This is a genomic window from Candidatus Sodalis pierantonius str. SOPE, from assembly GCF_000517405.1.
In the GTDB taxonomy this organism is placed as follows: Bacteria; Pseudomonadota; Gammaproteobacteria; order Enterobacterales; family Enterobacteriaceae; genus Sodalis_C; species Sodalis_C pierantonii.
Map to the genome: position 1 here is coordinate 4,353,550 of NZ_CP006568.1, position 14,751 is coordinate 4,368,300.

The 14,751-nt window shown below is 59.1% G+C and carries 10 protein-coding genes and 4 pseudogenes; 12 read left to right on the forward strand and 2 right to left on the reverse strand.

Annotated features, from left to right (window positions below; all coding sequences use genetic code 11):
• The first annotated feature begins 52 nt into the window (after window positions 1-52).
• The 6 genes and pseudogenes from SOPEG_RS31075 (at window position 53) to SOPEG_RS21575 (ending at window position 6,253) form a co-directional block, all read left to right on the forward strand.
• Window positions 53-745 carry an MFS transporter gene (locus tag SOPEG_RS31075; protein ID WP_417903427.1) on the forward strand — a complete coding sequence of 231 codons (693 nt, stop codon included), beginning with the start codon at window positions 53-55 and terminating at the stop codon, window positions 743-745.
• A 550-nt stretch (window positions 746-1,295) separates the two neighbouring features.
• A pseudogene (locus SOPEG_RS28975) lies at window positions 1,296-2,911 on the forward strand (cbb3-type cytochrome c oxidase subunit I); the annotation flags it as partial.
• On the forward strand, window positions 2,901-3,515 hold the full coding sequence (locus tag SOPEG_RS21560) for a cytochrome o ubiquinol oxidase subunit III (RefSeq protein WP_025246895.1): 615 nt from the start codon (window positions 2,901-2,903) through the stop codon (window positions 3,513-3,515). The pseudogene SOPEG_RS28975 and the gene SOPEG_RS21560, both read left to right, overlap by 11 nt.
• A complete protein-coding gene (locus tag SOPEG_RS21565; RefSeq protein ID WP_025246896.1) occupies window positions 3,515-3,847 on the forward strand; it encodes a cytochrome o ubiquinol oxidase subunit IV in 333 nt (110 codons plus the stop codon). The genes SOPEG_RS21560 and SOPEG_RS21565 overlap by 1 nt, the downstream gene beginning before the upstream one ends.
• A gap of 15 nt (window positions 3,848-3,862) precedes the next feature.
• Complete coding sequence (gene cyoE / locus SOPEG_RS21570) at window positions 3,863-4,753, forward strand: heme o synthase (protein ID WP_025246897.1); 891 nt, start codon at window positions 3,863-3,865, stop codon at window positions 4,751-4,753.
• Between the two features lie 225 nt (window positions 4,754-4,978).
• A complete protein-coding gene (locus SOPEG_RS21575; protein ID WP_025246898.1) occupies window positions 4,979-6,253 on the forward strand; it encodes an MFS transporter in 1,275 nt (424 codons plus the stop codon).
• A 204-nt stretch (window positions 6,254-6,457) separates the two neighbouring features.
• Here the strand turns inward: SOPEG_RS21575 and SOPEG_RS21580 are convergent, their stop codons facing one another.
• Window positions 6,458-6,949 (reverse strand): YajQ family cyclic di-GMP-binding protein, encoded by a 492-nt coding sequence (locus SOPEG_RS21580; protein WP_025246899.1) that lies wholly within the window; start codon window positions 6,947-6,949, stop codon window positions 6,458-6,460.
• A 191-nt stretch (window positions 6,950-7,140) separates the two neighbouring features.
• On the opposite strand from SOPEG_RS21580, the pseudogene panE reads away from it, so the two are divergent.
• Together panE and yajL are read left to right on the forward strand one after the other, a co-directional pair.
• A pseudogene (panE, locus tag SOPEG_RS21585) lies at window positions 7,141-8,044 on the forward strand (2-dehydropantoate 2-reductase).
• Window positions 8,007-8,583, forward strand: a pseudogene (gene yajL, locus SOPEG_RS21590) (protein deglycase YajL). The pseudogenes panE and yajL overlap by 38 nt, the downstream one beginning before the upstream one ends.
• A 147-nt stretch (window positions 8,584-8,730) precedes the next feature.
• On the opposite strand, the gene thiI reads toward yajL, so the two are convergent.
• Entirely contained in the window at window positions 8,731-10,182 is a 1,452-nt protein-coding gene (gene thiI, locus SOPEG_RS21595) for a tRNA uracil 4-sulfurtransferase ThiI (protein ID WP_025246900.1), read from the reverse strand.
• A gap of 219 nt (window positions 10,183-10,401) precedes the next feature.
• Here thiI and xseB point away from each other — a divergent pair, with 219 nt between their 5' ends.
• The 4 genes and pseudogenes from xseB (at window position 10,402) to SOPEG_RS21620 (ending at window position 14,742) form a co-directional block, all read left to right on the forward strand.
• A complete protein-coding gene (gene xseB, locus SOPEG_RS21600; RefSeq protein ID WP_025246901.1) occupies window positions 10,402-10,650 on the forward strand; it encodes an exodeoxyribonuclease VII small subunit in 249 nt (82 codons plus the stop codon).
• Window positions 10,647-11,549: a (2E,6E)-farnesyl diphosphate synthase gene (gene ispA, locus SOPEG_RS21605; RefSeq protein WP_025246902.1), complete on the forward strand. Its 903-nt coding sequence runs from the start codon at window positions 10,647-10,649 to the stop codon at window positions 11,547-11,549. Before xseB ends, ispA begins: the two co-directional genes overlap by 4 nt.
• 37 nt (window positions 11,550-11,586) lie before the next feature.
• The gene (gene dxs / locus SOPEG_RS21610; protein ID WP_025246903.1) at window positions 11,587-13,449 is read left to right on the forward strand and encodes a 1-deoxy-D-xylulose-5-phosphate synthase; all 1,863 of its coding nucleotides are present in this window, start codon (window positions 11,587-11,589) and stop codon (window positions 13,447-13,449) included.
• A 320-nt stretch (window positions 13,450-13,769) separates the two neighbouring features.
• Window positions 13,770-14,742 (forward strand): annotated as a pseudogene (locus SOPEG_RS21620) (aldo/keto reductase).
• Window positions 14,743-14,751 lie beyond the last annotated feature (9 nt).

Genomic DNA, 14,751 nt, shown 5'->3' on the forward strand with positions numbered 1-14,751 from the left:
CGACTTGCCACGCTTACCCAGCGCCGTTCCCTCATTTTGCTGTGCCTCCGGTTTGCCGCTGGCGCTCACCTCCGGCACGCTACAGGCCTGGATGACGGTAGCCGGGTTGGATCTGAATACCATCGGTTTTTTCTCGCTGGTGGGTCAGGCGTACGTCTTCAAATTTCTCTGGTCGCCGGTAATGGATCGCTACAGCCCGCCGCTTATGGGCCGTCGCCGCGGTTGGCTGGTCATTTGCCAAGTGCTGCTGATGGTGGGGCTGCTGGCGATGGGTACCCTCGATCCGGCACGCAATCTGGCGTGGTTGGCGGCGCTTGCGGTATGGGTGGCGTTCTGCTCCGCCTCGCAAGATATCGTGTTTGACGCCTACAAGACCGATCTGCTGCCGGCGGAGGAACGCGGCACCGGCGCCGCGGTCTCGGTACTGGGGTATCGCCTGGCCATGCTGGTGTCCGGCGGCCTGGCGCTGTGGCTGGCGGATCGCTGGCTGGGCTGGCAGGCCACTTACTGGCTGACGGCCGCGTTGATGCTGGTAGGCTTGGTCAGCACCCTGCTGGCGCCGGAGCCGGACCAGGCGATACCCAGGCCGGCCAGTCTCGAGCAGGCGGTGATGGCGCCGCTGCGCGACTTTTTCGGCCGCGATAACGCCTGGCTTATCTTGATGCTGATTGTGTTTTATAAGCTTGGCGACGCTTTTGCGCTTAGCCTGAGCACGACCTTCCTTATTCCGCGGCGTAGGGTTTGACGCCGGTCAGGTGGGTATGATCAATAAAAGCCTGGGCTTATTGGCGACGATCATCGGCACGCTGGCGGGCGGGCTGCTGATGCAGCGGCTGTTGCTGTTCCGCGCCCTGATGCTATTCGGGCTCCTCCAGGCGGTCTCCAATGCCGGATACTGGGCGCTGGCGGTGACCGATAAACACCTTTGGTCGATGGCCGCGGCAGTATTTGTCGAAAACCTGTGCGAAGGCATGGGCACCGCGGCCTTCGTCGCGCTGCTGATGACGTTGTGCAACAAATCCTACTCCGCCACCCAATTCGCCCTGCTGTCGGCGCTGGCCGCCGTCGGCCGGGTCTATGTCGGCCCTCTCGCCGGCTGGTTCGTTGAACTGCACGGCTGGGCCTGGTTTTACCTGTTCTCCGTCGCCGTTTCATTTCCCGATCTGGGCCTATTGATGCTGTGCCGCACCACGTTGACCGCGACGCAGCAGACCGGCGATTTCCTGCGACGCGGCCATTTTAGCGCCGGTTATCGCCTGGCGCAGCGCCTCTTGGCGACCGGCGGCGCGCTGGCGCTGCAAATCGACGCGCGTGACGTTGCCTTTCCTTTCCTGAACTCCGTGAGTTTCTGGTTCTTCGTCGTCGGCGTCATCCTGATTAACGTCTCTCTCGGCGTGGGTGAATTCGCCCAAACCGGCTGGGTGGCTTATCCGCCGCTGGCGGGCAAGGAGTACAGTCCCGGCGTCGGGGTTGATTACTGGATCTGGAGTATCCAGATAGCCGGTATCGGAACCACCCTGACCGGCGTTAACTTCTTCGCCACCATTCTGCGCATGCGCGCCCCCGGCATGCCGATGATGAAAATGCCGGTCTTCACCTGGGCCGCGCTGTGCACCAACGTGCTGATTATCGCCGCGTTCCCGATTTTAACCGTGACCATCGTACTGCTGACCCTGGATCGCTATCTGGGTACCCATTTCTTCACCAAGGATATGGGCGGCAATATGATGATGTACGTGAATCTGTTCTGGGCCTGGGGCCATCCGGAAGTGTACATCCTGGTGCTGCCGGTGTTCGGCGTGTTCTCGGAAGTGGTGGCCACTTTCTCGAAAAAACGCCTGTTCGGCTACACCTCGCTGGTATGGGCGACCATCGCCATTACCGTGCTGTCGTTCTGCGTTTGGCTGCACCACTTCTTCACCATGGGCTCCTGCGCCAACGTCAACGCCTTCTTCGGCACCATGACCATGATCATCGCCATCCCGACCGGGGTGAAGATTTTCAACTGGCTGTTCACCATTTATCAGGGTCGCGTGGTGTTTAACTCGGCGATGCTGTGGGCCATAGGCTTTGTCATCACCTTCTCCATCGGCGGGATGACCGGCGTGCTGCTGGCGGTGCCCGGCGCCGACTTTGTGCTGCACAACAGCCTGTTTTTGATTGCCCACTTCCATAACGTCATTATCGGCGGCGCGGTCTTCGGCTGCTTCGCCAGGATGACCTACTGGTTCCCGAAAGCCTTCGGCTATACCCTGAACGAAACCTAGGGCAAACGCGCTTTCTGGTTCTGGATTATCGGCTTCTATGTCGCATTCATGCCGCTGTACGCATTGGGCTTCATGGGGATGACCCGTCGTTTGAGCCAGCAGATCGACCCCGTCTTCCATCCGCTGCTGATGGTGGCCGCCCGCCGCCGGCGCCGCGCTTATCGCGCTGGGTATCCTGTGCCAGGTGATCCAGATTGTGGTCAGCGTGCGCGATCGCGAAAAGAACCGCGACCTGACGGGCGATCCGTGGGGCGGTCGTACTCTGGAGTGGGCCACCTTCATCTCCCCCGCCGTTTTATAACTTCGCCATCGTGCCGGAGGTGAATAACCAGCGCGATGTGTTCTGGCAGATGAAAGAAGAAGGCACCGCTTATCAAAAACCGCTGGCCTATGAGCCGATCCATATGCCGAAAAACACCGGCGCTGGTGTGGTTATCGCCGCCTTCAGCCTGGTGTTTGGCTTTGCCTTGATCTGGCATATCTGGTGGCTGGCGATCGTCGGGTTTGCCGGCATGATCGTGACCTGGATAGTTCACAGCTTCAATGAAGGCGTGGATTATTACGTGCCGGTAGAGGAAGTCGAGCGTATTGAGAACCGGCATTTTGACCAAATCAGTGAAGCGGGCGTGAAGAATGTCAACTAAGATCCTATCCAATCATGATACCGCCCATGCCGAGCATGGGCACCACGATGCGGGAGCCAATAAAGTATTCGGTTTCTGGATCTACCTGATGAGCGACTGTATTTTGTTCGCCACCCTGTTCGCCACCTACGCCGTTCTGAGCAACAGCGTGGCGGGCGGGCCGACGGGCAAAGAGATTTTCGAGCGGCCGTTCGTCCTGGTCGAAACCCTCTTCCTGCTGTTCAGTAGTATCACCTACGGCATGGAGATCCTGGCCATGTACCGCGGCGACAAGAGCCGGGTCAACGTCTGGCTGGGCCTGACTTTCCTGTTCGGTCTGGGCTTTATCTGCATGGAGCTCTACGAGTTTCATCATCTGATTGCCGAAGGCTATGGCCCGGATCGCAGCGCCTTCCTGTCCGGCTTCTTCACGCTGGTGGGCACCCATGGTCTGCACGTCACCTCCGGCCTTATCTGGATGGTGGTGATGATGGTTCAGGTCTCCCGTCGTGGTCTGACCCCGGTCAACCAAACCCGCCTGCAGTGCCTGAGCCTGTTTTGGTACTTTCTTGACGTGGTCTGGATTTGCGTCTTTACCGTGGTGTATTTAATGGGGGCACTTTAATGAGTCATGCATCCGCAGGGCATACCGGCGCCAACCACGGCAGCCATAAGTCCTATCTGATTGGTTTTATTCTCTCCATCATCCTGACGGTGATTCCGTTCGCCATGGTGATGCAGGGCTCCGCCAGCGAAAGTACGCTGATAGCGGTGCTGGTGATTTGCGCCGTGGTGCAGATTGTCGTGCATCTGGTGTATTTCCTGCACTTCAATACGTCATCCGAGCAGCAGTGGAACCTGATAGCCTTTGTATTTGCGGTGATGATCATCGCAATCCTGGTGGTCGGCTCCTTGTGGATTATGTGGTACCTTAATCACAACTTGATGGGCCACTAACAGAGCGCAACGGTAATGATTAAGCAATACCTGCAAGTAACAAAACCAGGAATTATTTTCGGTAATCTAATTTCTGTCATCGGGGGCTTTTTGCTGGCTGCAAAGGGCCAGATAGACTATGCCCTGTTTCTCGCCACGCTGGTCGGTGTATCGCTGGTGGTCGCCTCGGGTTGCGTATTTAACAACTATATCGATCGCGACATCGACCGGAAAATGGAAAGGACCAAAAACAGGGTCTTGGTGAGAGGGTTGATTTCTCTGAAAGCCAGTCTGGTTTACGCTACGGTGCTGGGTATTGTCGGTTTTGCACTGCTGTATCTGGCGGCCAATCCGCTGGCCATGTGGCTGGCGGTAATGGGCTTTATCGTCTATGTCGGCGTATACAGCCTGTATATGAAGCGCAAATCCGTCTACGGTACTCTTATCGGCAGCTTGTCCGGCGCCGCGGCGCCGGTGATTGGCTACTGCGCCGTCAGCGACCGGTTCGACACCGGCGCATTGATTTTGCTACTGATCTTCAGCCTGTGGCAAATGCCGCACTCTTATGCCATCGCCATCTTCCGTTTCAAGGATTATCAGGCGGCGTCGATTCCGGTGTTGCCGGTAAAACGCGGCATTTCGGTCACTAAACACCATATTACCCTGTATATCATCGGTTTTATGGTGGCGACGCTGATGTTGACGCTGAGCGGTTATGCCGGCTACAAATACCTGATTGTCGCCGCCTCGGTCAGCGTTTGGTGGCTGGGCATGGCGCTACAGGGCTATAAATCCGCAAATGACGATAAAGTCTGGGCGCGCAAGCTGTTCATCTTTTCGATCGTTGCTATCACCTTGCTCAGCGTGATGATGTCGGTGGACTTTATGGTGCCTTCCGCCACCAGCCTGCTCGCCTACGTCTGGTAGCCATCCGCCTTACCCTCTTTCCGGCAGGGCGCAGGCCCTGCCCTCTTCCTGTCCTTTTCACCTCATTGTCAGCCATGGCCGCCGGAGCTGCGACGGCGCCGCGCTCCGACTATCGCCACGCCCGCCGGACAAAGGCGTATGACGTTAACATCTGTTAAATATCATTCCATTTCCCGTCATGCGTTAAGGCATTACAATGGCCCGGTAAGATATTTCGAGGTAGTGATGAACGACACAAAAATGACCGGCATGGAGCTGCGGGCCACCTGGGGCCTGGGTACGGTATTTTCACTGCGCATGCTGGGCATGTTCATGGTATTGCCGGTATTGACCACCTACGGCATGGCCTTGCAGGGGGCCAGCGAATCGCTTATCGTCGGCGGCTTGCTGGTCTTCGCTCTCGGCAGCGCCATTGCCGTGCTGACCGACAACATTTGGGGGGTGATACTCGGCCGCGCGTTGCAGGGATCCGGTGCAATTGCCGCCGCGGTAATGGCGCTGCTGTCGGATTTGACCCGCGAACAAAACCGCACCAAAGCGATGGCGTTTATCGGCGTTAGCTTTGGCGTGACCTTTGCCATCGCCATGGTGGTGGGCCCGATCGTCACCCACGCCATCGGACTAAACGGCCTGTTCTGGGGCATCACCGCGCTGGCGCTGGCGCTGGCCGGCGTCGTGCTTACCCTATTGGTGGTGCCCACCGCCGGCGACCATACGCTCAACCGCGAGTCGGGCATCGTGCGCGGCAGCGTCGGCAAAGTCCTGGCCAATCCACAATTGCTAAAACTCAATATGGGTATTTTTTGCCTGCACGCCATGCTGATGTCGAGCTTCGTCGCCTTGCCGCCCATGATGGCCGGCGCCGGCTTTTTGCTTAGCGAACAATGGAAAGTGTATCTGATCACCATGCTGGTTTCGTTTGCCGCGGTGGTGCCGGCGATCATTTACGCCGAAGTTAAGCGCCATATGAAGCGCGTCTTTCTGGGTTGCGTGACGCTGCTGCTGTTTGCCGAGCTGGTATTGCTCGCGGCGGGCAACCATCTGTGGGTAATGTTCGCCAGCATCCAACTGTTCTTTCTGGCATTCAACGTTATGGAGGCCCTCTTACCTTCGTTGATTAGCAAAGAGTCACCGGCCGGCTATAAAGGGACCGCTATGGGCGTGTACTCCACCAGCCAGTTTCTCGGCGTTGCATTCGGCGGCACGCTCGGCGGTTTTCTGTTTCAGCTTCAGGGGGCGTGGCTGGTGTTTCTGGCGGGGGCGGTAATAGCGTTGGCCTCGTGGGGGGTGAGCGCGACGCTGCGTGAACCGCCCTACGTCAGCAGTCTGCGCATTGCCCTGCCCGGTCGCGCGGCGGCCGATAATCAACTGGCGCAGCGTCTACAGGCGCAGCCTGGCGTAACCGAAGTGGTGGTGGTGCCCGAAGAGCGCAGCGCCTACATCAAGGTGGATACCAAACAAATCAACCGCGCGGCGCTGGAAAAGGCGGTGGCGGTCTAACGCCGGCGTCGCCGCCCAATCAAGCGCCGCAGTCGCAAGCCGCCCGTTGTGCGGCCCTCACCCGTGGTCTTGACGGCAGCATCGTCAAAGGCCGCAGCTCGTTAAAACGGCAAGCGCCCTCACGCCTCGCCGCGCCGGGAAACGGCAGCGGCTAGCGAAAGCTTACGGCGCGGGAACAGCACAACGATCGGCGCCGGCGGGGCATTAATCGCGGAAGTTGGTGAATTGGAAGGGTTGACCCAGCTCCCCGCCTTTGACCAGCGCGATAACCTGCTGCAGGTCGTCGCGGGCCTTGCCGGTGACGCGGACCTGCTCGCCCTGGATCTGCGCCTGCACTTTCAGCTTGCTGTCTTTAATGAGTTTAACGATTTTCTTGGCCAAGCCGGTTTCGATCCCCTGTTTGAGCTTCGCATCGACGCTGTAGGTTTTCCCGCTGTGCTCCAGTTCGTCCGGCAATTCGATAGCGCCGCCTTCAATGCCGCGCTTGACCAGTTTTTCGCGCAGGATTTCGATCAGTTGTTCCACCTGAAAATCCGATTCGCTGGCGGCCTTGATGGTCTGATTTTTTTCATTCAACTCAAAGCTGGCCAGGACATTGCGAAAGTCCCAGCGGGTGCTCAGTTCGCGATTGGCGTTTTCCACCGCATTACGAACTTCTTGCATATCAATTTCTGACACGATATCAAATGAGGGCATACTGTGGCTCCGGCAAGGCAAAATTTGCCCATATCATACCTTCAAGGGCAAAGAGATAAAAGACGGGATCCCCGCGGCACGTTACGCGCTGGCGCGCCGGGAAAATCTGTGGCACAGCAGAAAAGTCTATACTTATGGCTCCAGGGTGATGTGCGGCCGGAGCCCTATCATTTCGCTACAGGGTAAGGAAAATGAAAATTACCGTTCTGGGTTGTGGCGCATTGGGGCAGCTATGGCTGGCGGCGCTCAGCCGCCAGGGACATAGCGTCCAGGGATGGCTACGGGTGCCGCAATCGGTTTGCGCCGTGGACGTTATCAGCCCGCAAGGGCGGGAAAGCCGTTTGCAACTGCCCGCCAATAACGCCGAGCATTTGGCTAAAAGCGATCTGCTGCTGGTCACGCTGAAAGCCTGGCAGGTGTCGGGGGCGGTGCGGGCGCTGTTGCCGCAGTTGCGGGCCGATTGCGCCATCTTGCTGCTGCATAACGGGCTCGGCACCCGTGAAGAATGACCCACCCTGGTCCAGCCACTGATCATGGGCACCACTACCTATGCCGCCCACCGAGAAGAGGCCAAAATTCACCATGTTTATGCCGGCACGACCCGCATCGGGCCCGGTAATAGCCAGGCGCAACAGGCCAGCGCCATTGCCGAAGTGCTGCACCACGCCCTGCCTGAGGTCGCCTGGCACAACAATATTACCGCCTCCAGTTGGGTCAAACTTGCCGCCAACTGTGTGATTAATCCCCTGACCGCGATCCACGATTGCCACAACGGCGAGCTGGTGCGCTATGCGGCGGAAATCGAGGCCATTTGCCGCGAGGTGGCGATGGTGATGGACCGCGAGGGCTACCATACCCATTACGAAAGCCTGCTGTTCTATGTTGGCCAGGTCATCCGCAGCACCGCCGATAATGTCTCCTCCATGTTGCAGGATGTCCGGGCGCAGCGGCATTCGGAAATTGATTATATCAACGGCCATATTCTACGGCGCGCACGGGCTGAGCGGGCCGGAGAACCAGCGACTGTTTGATTTGGTGAAACGCAAGGAGGAAAGCTATGGACAAAACGATTCTTCTCTGTCTGGCAGATGGTAGTGAAGAAACCGAAGCCGTCACCACCTTCGATCTGCTGGTGCGCGCCGGTTTCCAGGTGCGCGCGGCCAGCGTCAACGGCGATGGCGGGCTGACCATCGCCGGATCGCGCGGCGTACGTCTGCTGGCCGACGCGCCGCTGGCGGACGAGCCCTATGACGCCATGGTACTGCCCGGCGGTATGCAGGGCGCCGAGTGCTTTCAACGCAGTCCGTTGCTGGTGGCGTGCGTGCGCCGTATGCATCTCGATGGTAAATTGGTGGCGGCGATCTGCGCCGGCATTGGTGTTGCAGTACCATCAGCTGTTCAGCCAGGCTAATATGACCGGTTTTCCGGCGCTTAAAGACCGCATCCCCGCCGAACGCTGGGTGGATCAGCGGGTGGTCTATGATGCGCGTTATCGGCCCCTCACCAGCCAAGGGCCGGGGACGGCTATGGATTTCGCTCTCAAAATCATTGAGTTACTCGCCGGCCGGCCGCGCGCGGCCGAGGTAGCGGCGCAGCTGGTGCTGCCGCAGGGCATTGACAGCTACCAGGATTAGCAACGGGCCAGATTGAGCCGCAGCTGCGGTTCAGCGCGGGCCAAGAGTGCGGATCAGGGTGAGCGGTCGCCGTGGCGTTGAACGAAAAGCGCGCTCCAGATAGCGGCATGAAGGCGGGCACGGTCTGCTCACCGCGCCCGTGAGGCTTTACGGGCGGTAAACCTTCACATTATGAAAACCCTGCTCGCGCAAATAGAGCGCCTGCAAGCGGCTCATCACCCCGCGATCGCAGTAAAGCAAGTAATATTTACTCTGATCCAGATCGCCAAATTGGCTGCCCAGTTTGTAAAACGGCAACGTCTGCACTGCCACATTGTCCAGCGACAGCGGGCGGCCTTCCTGTTCATCCTGCGAGCGGATATCCAGCACGACATCGCCACTGCCCAATTCGGCGGTCGTTTCCACTTCGGTTATCGGCGCGGCGGCCGCGGCGGCGTCAATCTCGTGGATATCCAGCACCTGCGCCTGCGCCACCGCCGCGTCCAGCACGGCGAAATCGAATTGCCCCTCTTCCTGCTCGATGCGGCTTTTCACCGCCCGCACGGTCGGGCTTTTGGAAATCACCCCGCAATATTCCGGCATGGTTTTCGCGAATTCTTCCGTGCCTATCTGGCGCGCCAGCGTGATGATATGCTCTTTGTCATGGGAGATGAGCGGACGCAGGATAAGCGTATCCGAAGCATTATCAATCAAACGCAAATTGGTCAGCGTCTGGCTGGAGACCTGCCCCAGCGCCTCGCCGGTCACCAGCGCCTGGATCCCGTAGCGCTCGGCCATGGCCGACGCCGCGCGCACCATCATACGTTTTAGCACTACGCCCATCTGGCCATCGTCCACCTTTGCCAGAATCTCATTCACTACCGGCTCGAAATCAAGGGACACAAAGCGGACTTTATGCGACAGACCATAACGGCGCCACAAATGATACGCCACCTGACGGACGCCGATCTCATGCGCTGCGCCGCCAAGATTAAAAAAGCAGTAATTCACCCTACAGCCGCGGCGCATCAGCATGTAACTGGAAACGCCGGAATCGAAGCCACCGGAAATCAGCGACAGCACATCCTCCTGGGTACTGATAGGGAAGCCGCCAAGGCCTTCGAGGCGTTCGGTTATCAGCAGTAGTCGGTCGTTATCGATTTCCAGCAGTACCGTTTCGTCCGGATGGGTCAGTTTAACGCGGGTATTTTCCACATTCTGGTTCAAACCACCGCCGACGTAGCGCTCGACATCCTGCGACGTGAAATCGTGCGTGCCGCGGCGTTTTACCCGCACGCAAAAGCTTTTGCCCACCAGATGGTCGCGATACATCGCCAGCGTTTGCAGGTAAATATCGTGCATATCCTGCCAGGGACGCTCCTCCACCGCCAGAATGTGATGGATCCCGGGAATGCGGGTCAACGCATCGGCCACCTGAGGACGACGGAGTTCATTGCCGGTGCGCACCTCGATATGATCCCAATGGCGTACCACCGCCACCGACTCATCGCACTCTTTGAGAATATTGCGGATATTGCTGGTAAGAATTTTAATAAAGCGCAACCGCACGGATTGACTTTTTATCGTGATTTCCGGAAACAGTTTGATGATAAACTTCATGGCGATAGTCGTTATTTGATCATTAAAGAGTCACGCGTCGCAACACGTTATATAATGGGGCATTGGCCCACGTTAGCCCTGGCGTCGACCTCTCGGCCCTGCGGCGCGGAGTATACCACTTTATGCCGTGGGATTAAGGCGCAATTTGCTTATCACCGCACTCTGGGCTAACGTGGGCCGCCACCCGCGCCTTCGCTATTGACCGGTAGGATACAGATCATGCCAAAAAAAACTGAACAACCCGTCAGTTTTGAAACTGCCCTAAAAGAGCTGGAGCAGATAGTCACCCGCCTCGAATCCGGGAAATTGCCGCTGGAGCAGGCGCTTAACGAATTCGAGCAGGGCGTGCAGCTGGCGCGCCAAGGTCAGAAAACGCTGCAACAGGCGGAACAGCGGGTGCAAATCTTGTTAAATGACACGCCAGACGCACAGCTTATTCCCTTTGCGCCGGAAAATGATGCGCTATGATCGATTTCGCCCGCACGTTAGAAGATAGCCGCCAGCAGGTGGATGCGGCGTTGGAACACTATCTGCACACCCTTACCCGCCAGCAGGCGCCGCTTGTCCAGGCCATGCGCCACGGCGCTCTGCTGGGGGGCAAACGGCTGCGGCCCTTTTTGGTTTATCAGACCGGCCGGCTATTCGGACTCACGCCCGCAAGCCTTGACGCGCCGGCGAGCGCGATTGAGTGTATCCATGCCTATTCGCTGATTCATGACGATCTGCCGGCGATGGATAACGATGCGCAGCGCCGCGGTTTGCCAACCTGCCACGTCAAATTCGGTGAAACTACCGCCATTCTGGCCGGTGATGCGCTGCAAACGCTGGCTTTCAGCATCCTGGCCGATGCGGAAATACCTGAGGTCAGCGCACAGGATAGGCTGCAAATGATCTCGACCCTGGCCGCCGCCAGCGGCGCCGACGGCATGTGCCTCGGGCAGGCGCTCGATTTGGCGGCGGAGGGTCAGCAGGTATCCGCCGCACGTCTGGAGACGATTCACCGGCACAAGACCGGCGCCCTTATCCGCGCCGCGGTGCGGATGGGCGCGCTGGCGGCCGGCGAACGCGGCGGCCCGGCGCTGGGCTATCTCGATCGTTTCGCTGCCGCCATCGGCCTGGCTTTCCAGGTACAAGACGATATTCTTGATGTCGTGGGCGACAGCCAAACCACCGGCAAGCGGCAGGGAGCGGACCAGGAATTAGGCAAAAGTACCTATCCGGCCCTGCTGGGACTGGACATGGCGCGGGCCAAGGCTCAGGATCTGTATCACGAATCGCTAGCATCCTTAGAATGTGTCGCCGCACTCGGTTATGATACCGCCACGCTGGTGGCGCTGGCGCGCTATATTATTGAACGTGACAAATAAGTGATGTGGTTTTTTACACCTCAGATATGAGTACCCCATGAGCCTTGATACAAAGAAATACCCGACGCTGGTCCTGGCCGATAATCCTATGGAGCTGCGCCAGTTACCCAAAGAGTGTCTGGTGGCGCTGTGCGATGAGCTGCGGCAATTTTTGCTCGACAGCGTCAGCCGCTCAAGCGGCCATTTCGCCTCGGGGCTGGGGACGGTGGAACTGACGGTGGCGCTGCATTACGTCTACAATACGCCGTTCGATCGGCTGATTTGGGATGTCGGCCATCAGGCCTATCCGCACAAAATCCTGACCGGACGTCGGGATCGCATCGCCACCATCCGCCAGCGCAACGGCCTGCATCCGTTTCCGTGGCGTGGCGAAAGCGAATATGACCAGCTTTCGGTAGGCCACTCCTCCACCTCCATTAGCGCCGGGCTCGGCATGGCGGTGGCCGCGGAGCATGAGGGATTGGGCCGCCGCACGGTCTGCGTTATCGGCGATGGCGCCATCACCGCCGGTATGGCGTTCGAGGCCATGAATCACGCCGGCGATGTCAAATCCGATTTGCTGGTGGTGCTTAACGACAATGAGATGTCCATTTCGGAAAACGTTGGGGCGCTCAATAACCATCTGGCGCAGATCCTGTCCGGCAAGCTTTACTCTACCCTGCGCGAGGGCGGCAAAAAGGTGCTGTCCGGTATTCCGCCCATCAAGGAGCTGGTGAAGCGCACCGAAGAGCACATTAAGGGCATGGTGGTGCCCGGCACGCTGTTCGAGGAGCTGGGATTTAACTATATCGGCCCGGTGGACGGCCATGATGTGCAGGGTCTGGTGCAGACGCTAAAAAATATGCGCGCCAAGAAAGGGCCACAGCTGCTGCATATCATGACTAAAAAAGGCCGCGGCTATGCGCCGGCGGAGAAAGACCCCATTAGCTGGCATGCAGTGCCGAAATTCGATCCTCAAATCGGCACCCTGTCGAAAAGCGGCGGCGGATGCCCCTCCTACTCGGCCATTTTCGGCGATTGGCTGTGCGCCACCGCCGCCGGCGACGATAAGTTAATGGCGATTACTCCCGCCATGCGCGAAGGCTCCGGCATGGTTGCCTTTTCACGCCAATATCCGCGCCAGTATTTTGATGTCGCCATCGCCGAGCAGCATGCGGTCACCTTCGCCGCGGGTCTGGCCATCGGCGGTTATCACCCTGTGGTCGCTATCTACTCCACCTTTTTGCAGCGTGCCTACGATCAGGTGATCCACGATGTGGCGATTCAGAATCTGCCGGTGCTGTTCGCCATCGATCGCGGCGGTGTCGTGGGCGCCGACGGCCAGACCCACCAGGGCGCGTTCGATCTCTCTTATCTGCGCTGTATTCCCAACATGGTCATCATGACGCCCAGCGACGAAAACGAGTGCCGTTTGATGCTGCACACGGGATATCACTATCGGGCTGGGCCGAGCGCGGTGCGCTATCCGCGCGGTAACGGCACCGGCGCCCCGCTCAGCGAGCTGTATGAATTGCCGCTGGGGAAAGGGGTTGTGCGCCACGAGGGGGTCGGCGTGGCGATTCTCAACTTCGGTACCTTGTTGCCCGAGGCCGAGGAGGCGGCAAAGGCGCTGAACGCGACGCTTGTGGACATGCGCTTCGTCAAACCGCTCGACGGCGCGCTCATAAAGGAGCTGGCCGCCAGTCATCAGGCGCTGGTGACGGTTGAGGAGAACGCCATCATGGGCGGTGCCGGCAGCGGCGTGAACGAATTCGTCATGCACCAGCGGCTGCAGGTGACGGTATTGAACATCGGCCTGCCGGACCATTTCATCCCCCAGGGGGGCCAAGAGGAGATCCGCGCCGATCTGGGCCTCGACGGCGCTGGGATCCGCCGGCAAATCGAGAACTGGCTGGCCTAAGCCCGCGGCGCGGTGCGGACTCCGTTACCGGAAGCCTCCCGCCCCGCCCCGCGCTGGCGTCAGTTTTCCGGCGTAGACGCCTGAGCTGAGTCTCCCGGCGCTGAGCGCCCATGACACCTCTACGCCCCCGCCAGCCGGCGCTGTCCCCTGCCCCGGTTTTATTTCGCACAGGCCGGCGGTATCGCCCGCGCCGCTTTTAATCCGCTTTTGCGCCATTTGTGCCGTTAGTCACGTAAAGCCGTTATCGGTTGCCCGCGTCGCCGGCGCCGGCGCCTATACTTATTATTTCCCTCTACGGCGCTTTTCATCTGGAGATGATTATGGAATATACCACCCTCGGCCAGACCGGCCTGCGCGTGTCCCGCCTGTGTCTTGGCTGTATGACGTTTGGCGAACCCGAGCGCGGACGCCATGCCTGGACCTTGCCGGAAGAAAGCTCGCGGCCGCTCATCCAGCAGGCGCTGGAGGGCGGCATCAATTTTTTCGATACGGCCAATAGCTATTCCGACGGCAGCAGCGAAGAGATCGTCGGCCGGGCGCTGAAAACCTACGCCCGCCGCGAAGACGTGGTGGTGGCGACCAAGGTATTTTTTCCGACCGCCGGCCTCTCTGGCGGCTTGTCCCGCGCCAATATCCTGCAGTCGATCGATGATAGCCTGACGCGCTTGGGCATGGACTATGTCGATTTACTGCAGATCCACCGCTGGGACTATGACACCCCGCTGGAGGAGACGCTGGAGGCATTGCATGATGTCGTGCAATCCGGTAAGGCGCGCTTTATCGGCGCCTCCTCGATGTACGCATGGCAATTCGCCCGCGCGCTATACCGCCGATTTGCACGGTTGGACGCGGTTTGTCAGCATGCAGGATCAGTACAATTTGATTCAACGGGAAGAAGAGCGGGAAATGCACCCGTTGTGCCTGGCGGAAAACATTGCCGTATTGCCGTGGAGCCCGCTGGCGCGTGGCAGGCTTACCCGGCCCTGGGGCGAAACCACCGCCCGGCTGGTGTCTGACGAATTTGGCAAAACGCTGTATGGACACAGCGAGGATAATGATGCCCGTATCGCCGAACGGGTCGGCGTGATTGCCAAGGTCCACGGCGTCTCGCGCGCGCAGGTGGCGCTGGCGTGGATGCTCAGCAAGCCGGCGGTGACGGCACCCATCGTTGGCGCGTCGCGCCCGGCGCAGCTTGCCGAGCTGCTGCAGGCCACGGAGGTCAAGCTGGACGGCGAAGAGATAGCCGAGCTGGAGACTGCTTACTTACCGCACCATGTGGTGGGCTTTCGCTAGGGTAGCCGG

Excerpts from the sequence above, each read along its gene's own strand:
- SOPEG_RS21560 (WP_025246895.1), top strand. The coding sequence starts at position 2,901 with ATGTCAACTAAGATCCTATCCAATCATGATACCGCCCATGCCGAGCAT.
- SOPEG_RS21565 (WP_025246896.1), top strand. The coding sequence starts at position 3,515 with ATGAGTCATGCATCCGCAGGGCATACCGGCGCCAACCACGGCAGCCAT.
- cyoE (WP_025246897.1), top strand. The coding sequence starts at position 3,863 with ATGATTAAGCAATACCTGCAAGTAACAAAACCAGGAATTATTTTCGGT.
- SOPEG_RS21575 (WP_025246898.1), top strand. The coding sequence starts at position 4,979 with ATGAACGACACAAAAATGACCGGCATGGAGCTGCGGGCCACCTGGGGC.
- SOPEG_RS21580 (WP_025246899.1), bottom strand. The coding sequence starts at position 6,949 with ATGCCCTCATTTGATATCGTGTCAGAAATTGATATGCAAGAAGTTCGT.
- thiI (WP_025246900.1), bottom strand. The coding sequence starts at position 10,182 with ATGAAGTTTATCATCAAACTGTTTCCGGAAATCACGATAAAAAGTCAA.
- xseB (WP_025246901.1), top strand. The coding sequence starts at position 10,402 with ATGCCAAAAAAAACTGAACAACCCGTCAGTTTTGAAACTGCCCTAAAA.
- ispA (WP_025246902.1), top strand. The coding sequence starts at position 10,647 with ATGATCGATTTCGCCCGCACGTTAGAAGATAGCCGCCAGCAGGTGGAT.
- dxs (WP_025246903.1), top strand. The coding sequence starts at position 11,587 with ATGAGCCTTGATACAAAGAAATACCCGACGCTGGTCCTGGCCGATAAT.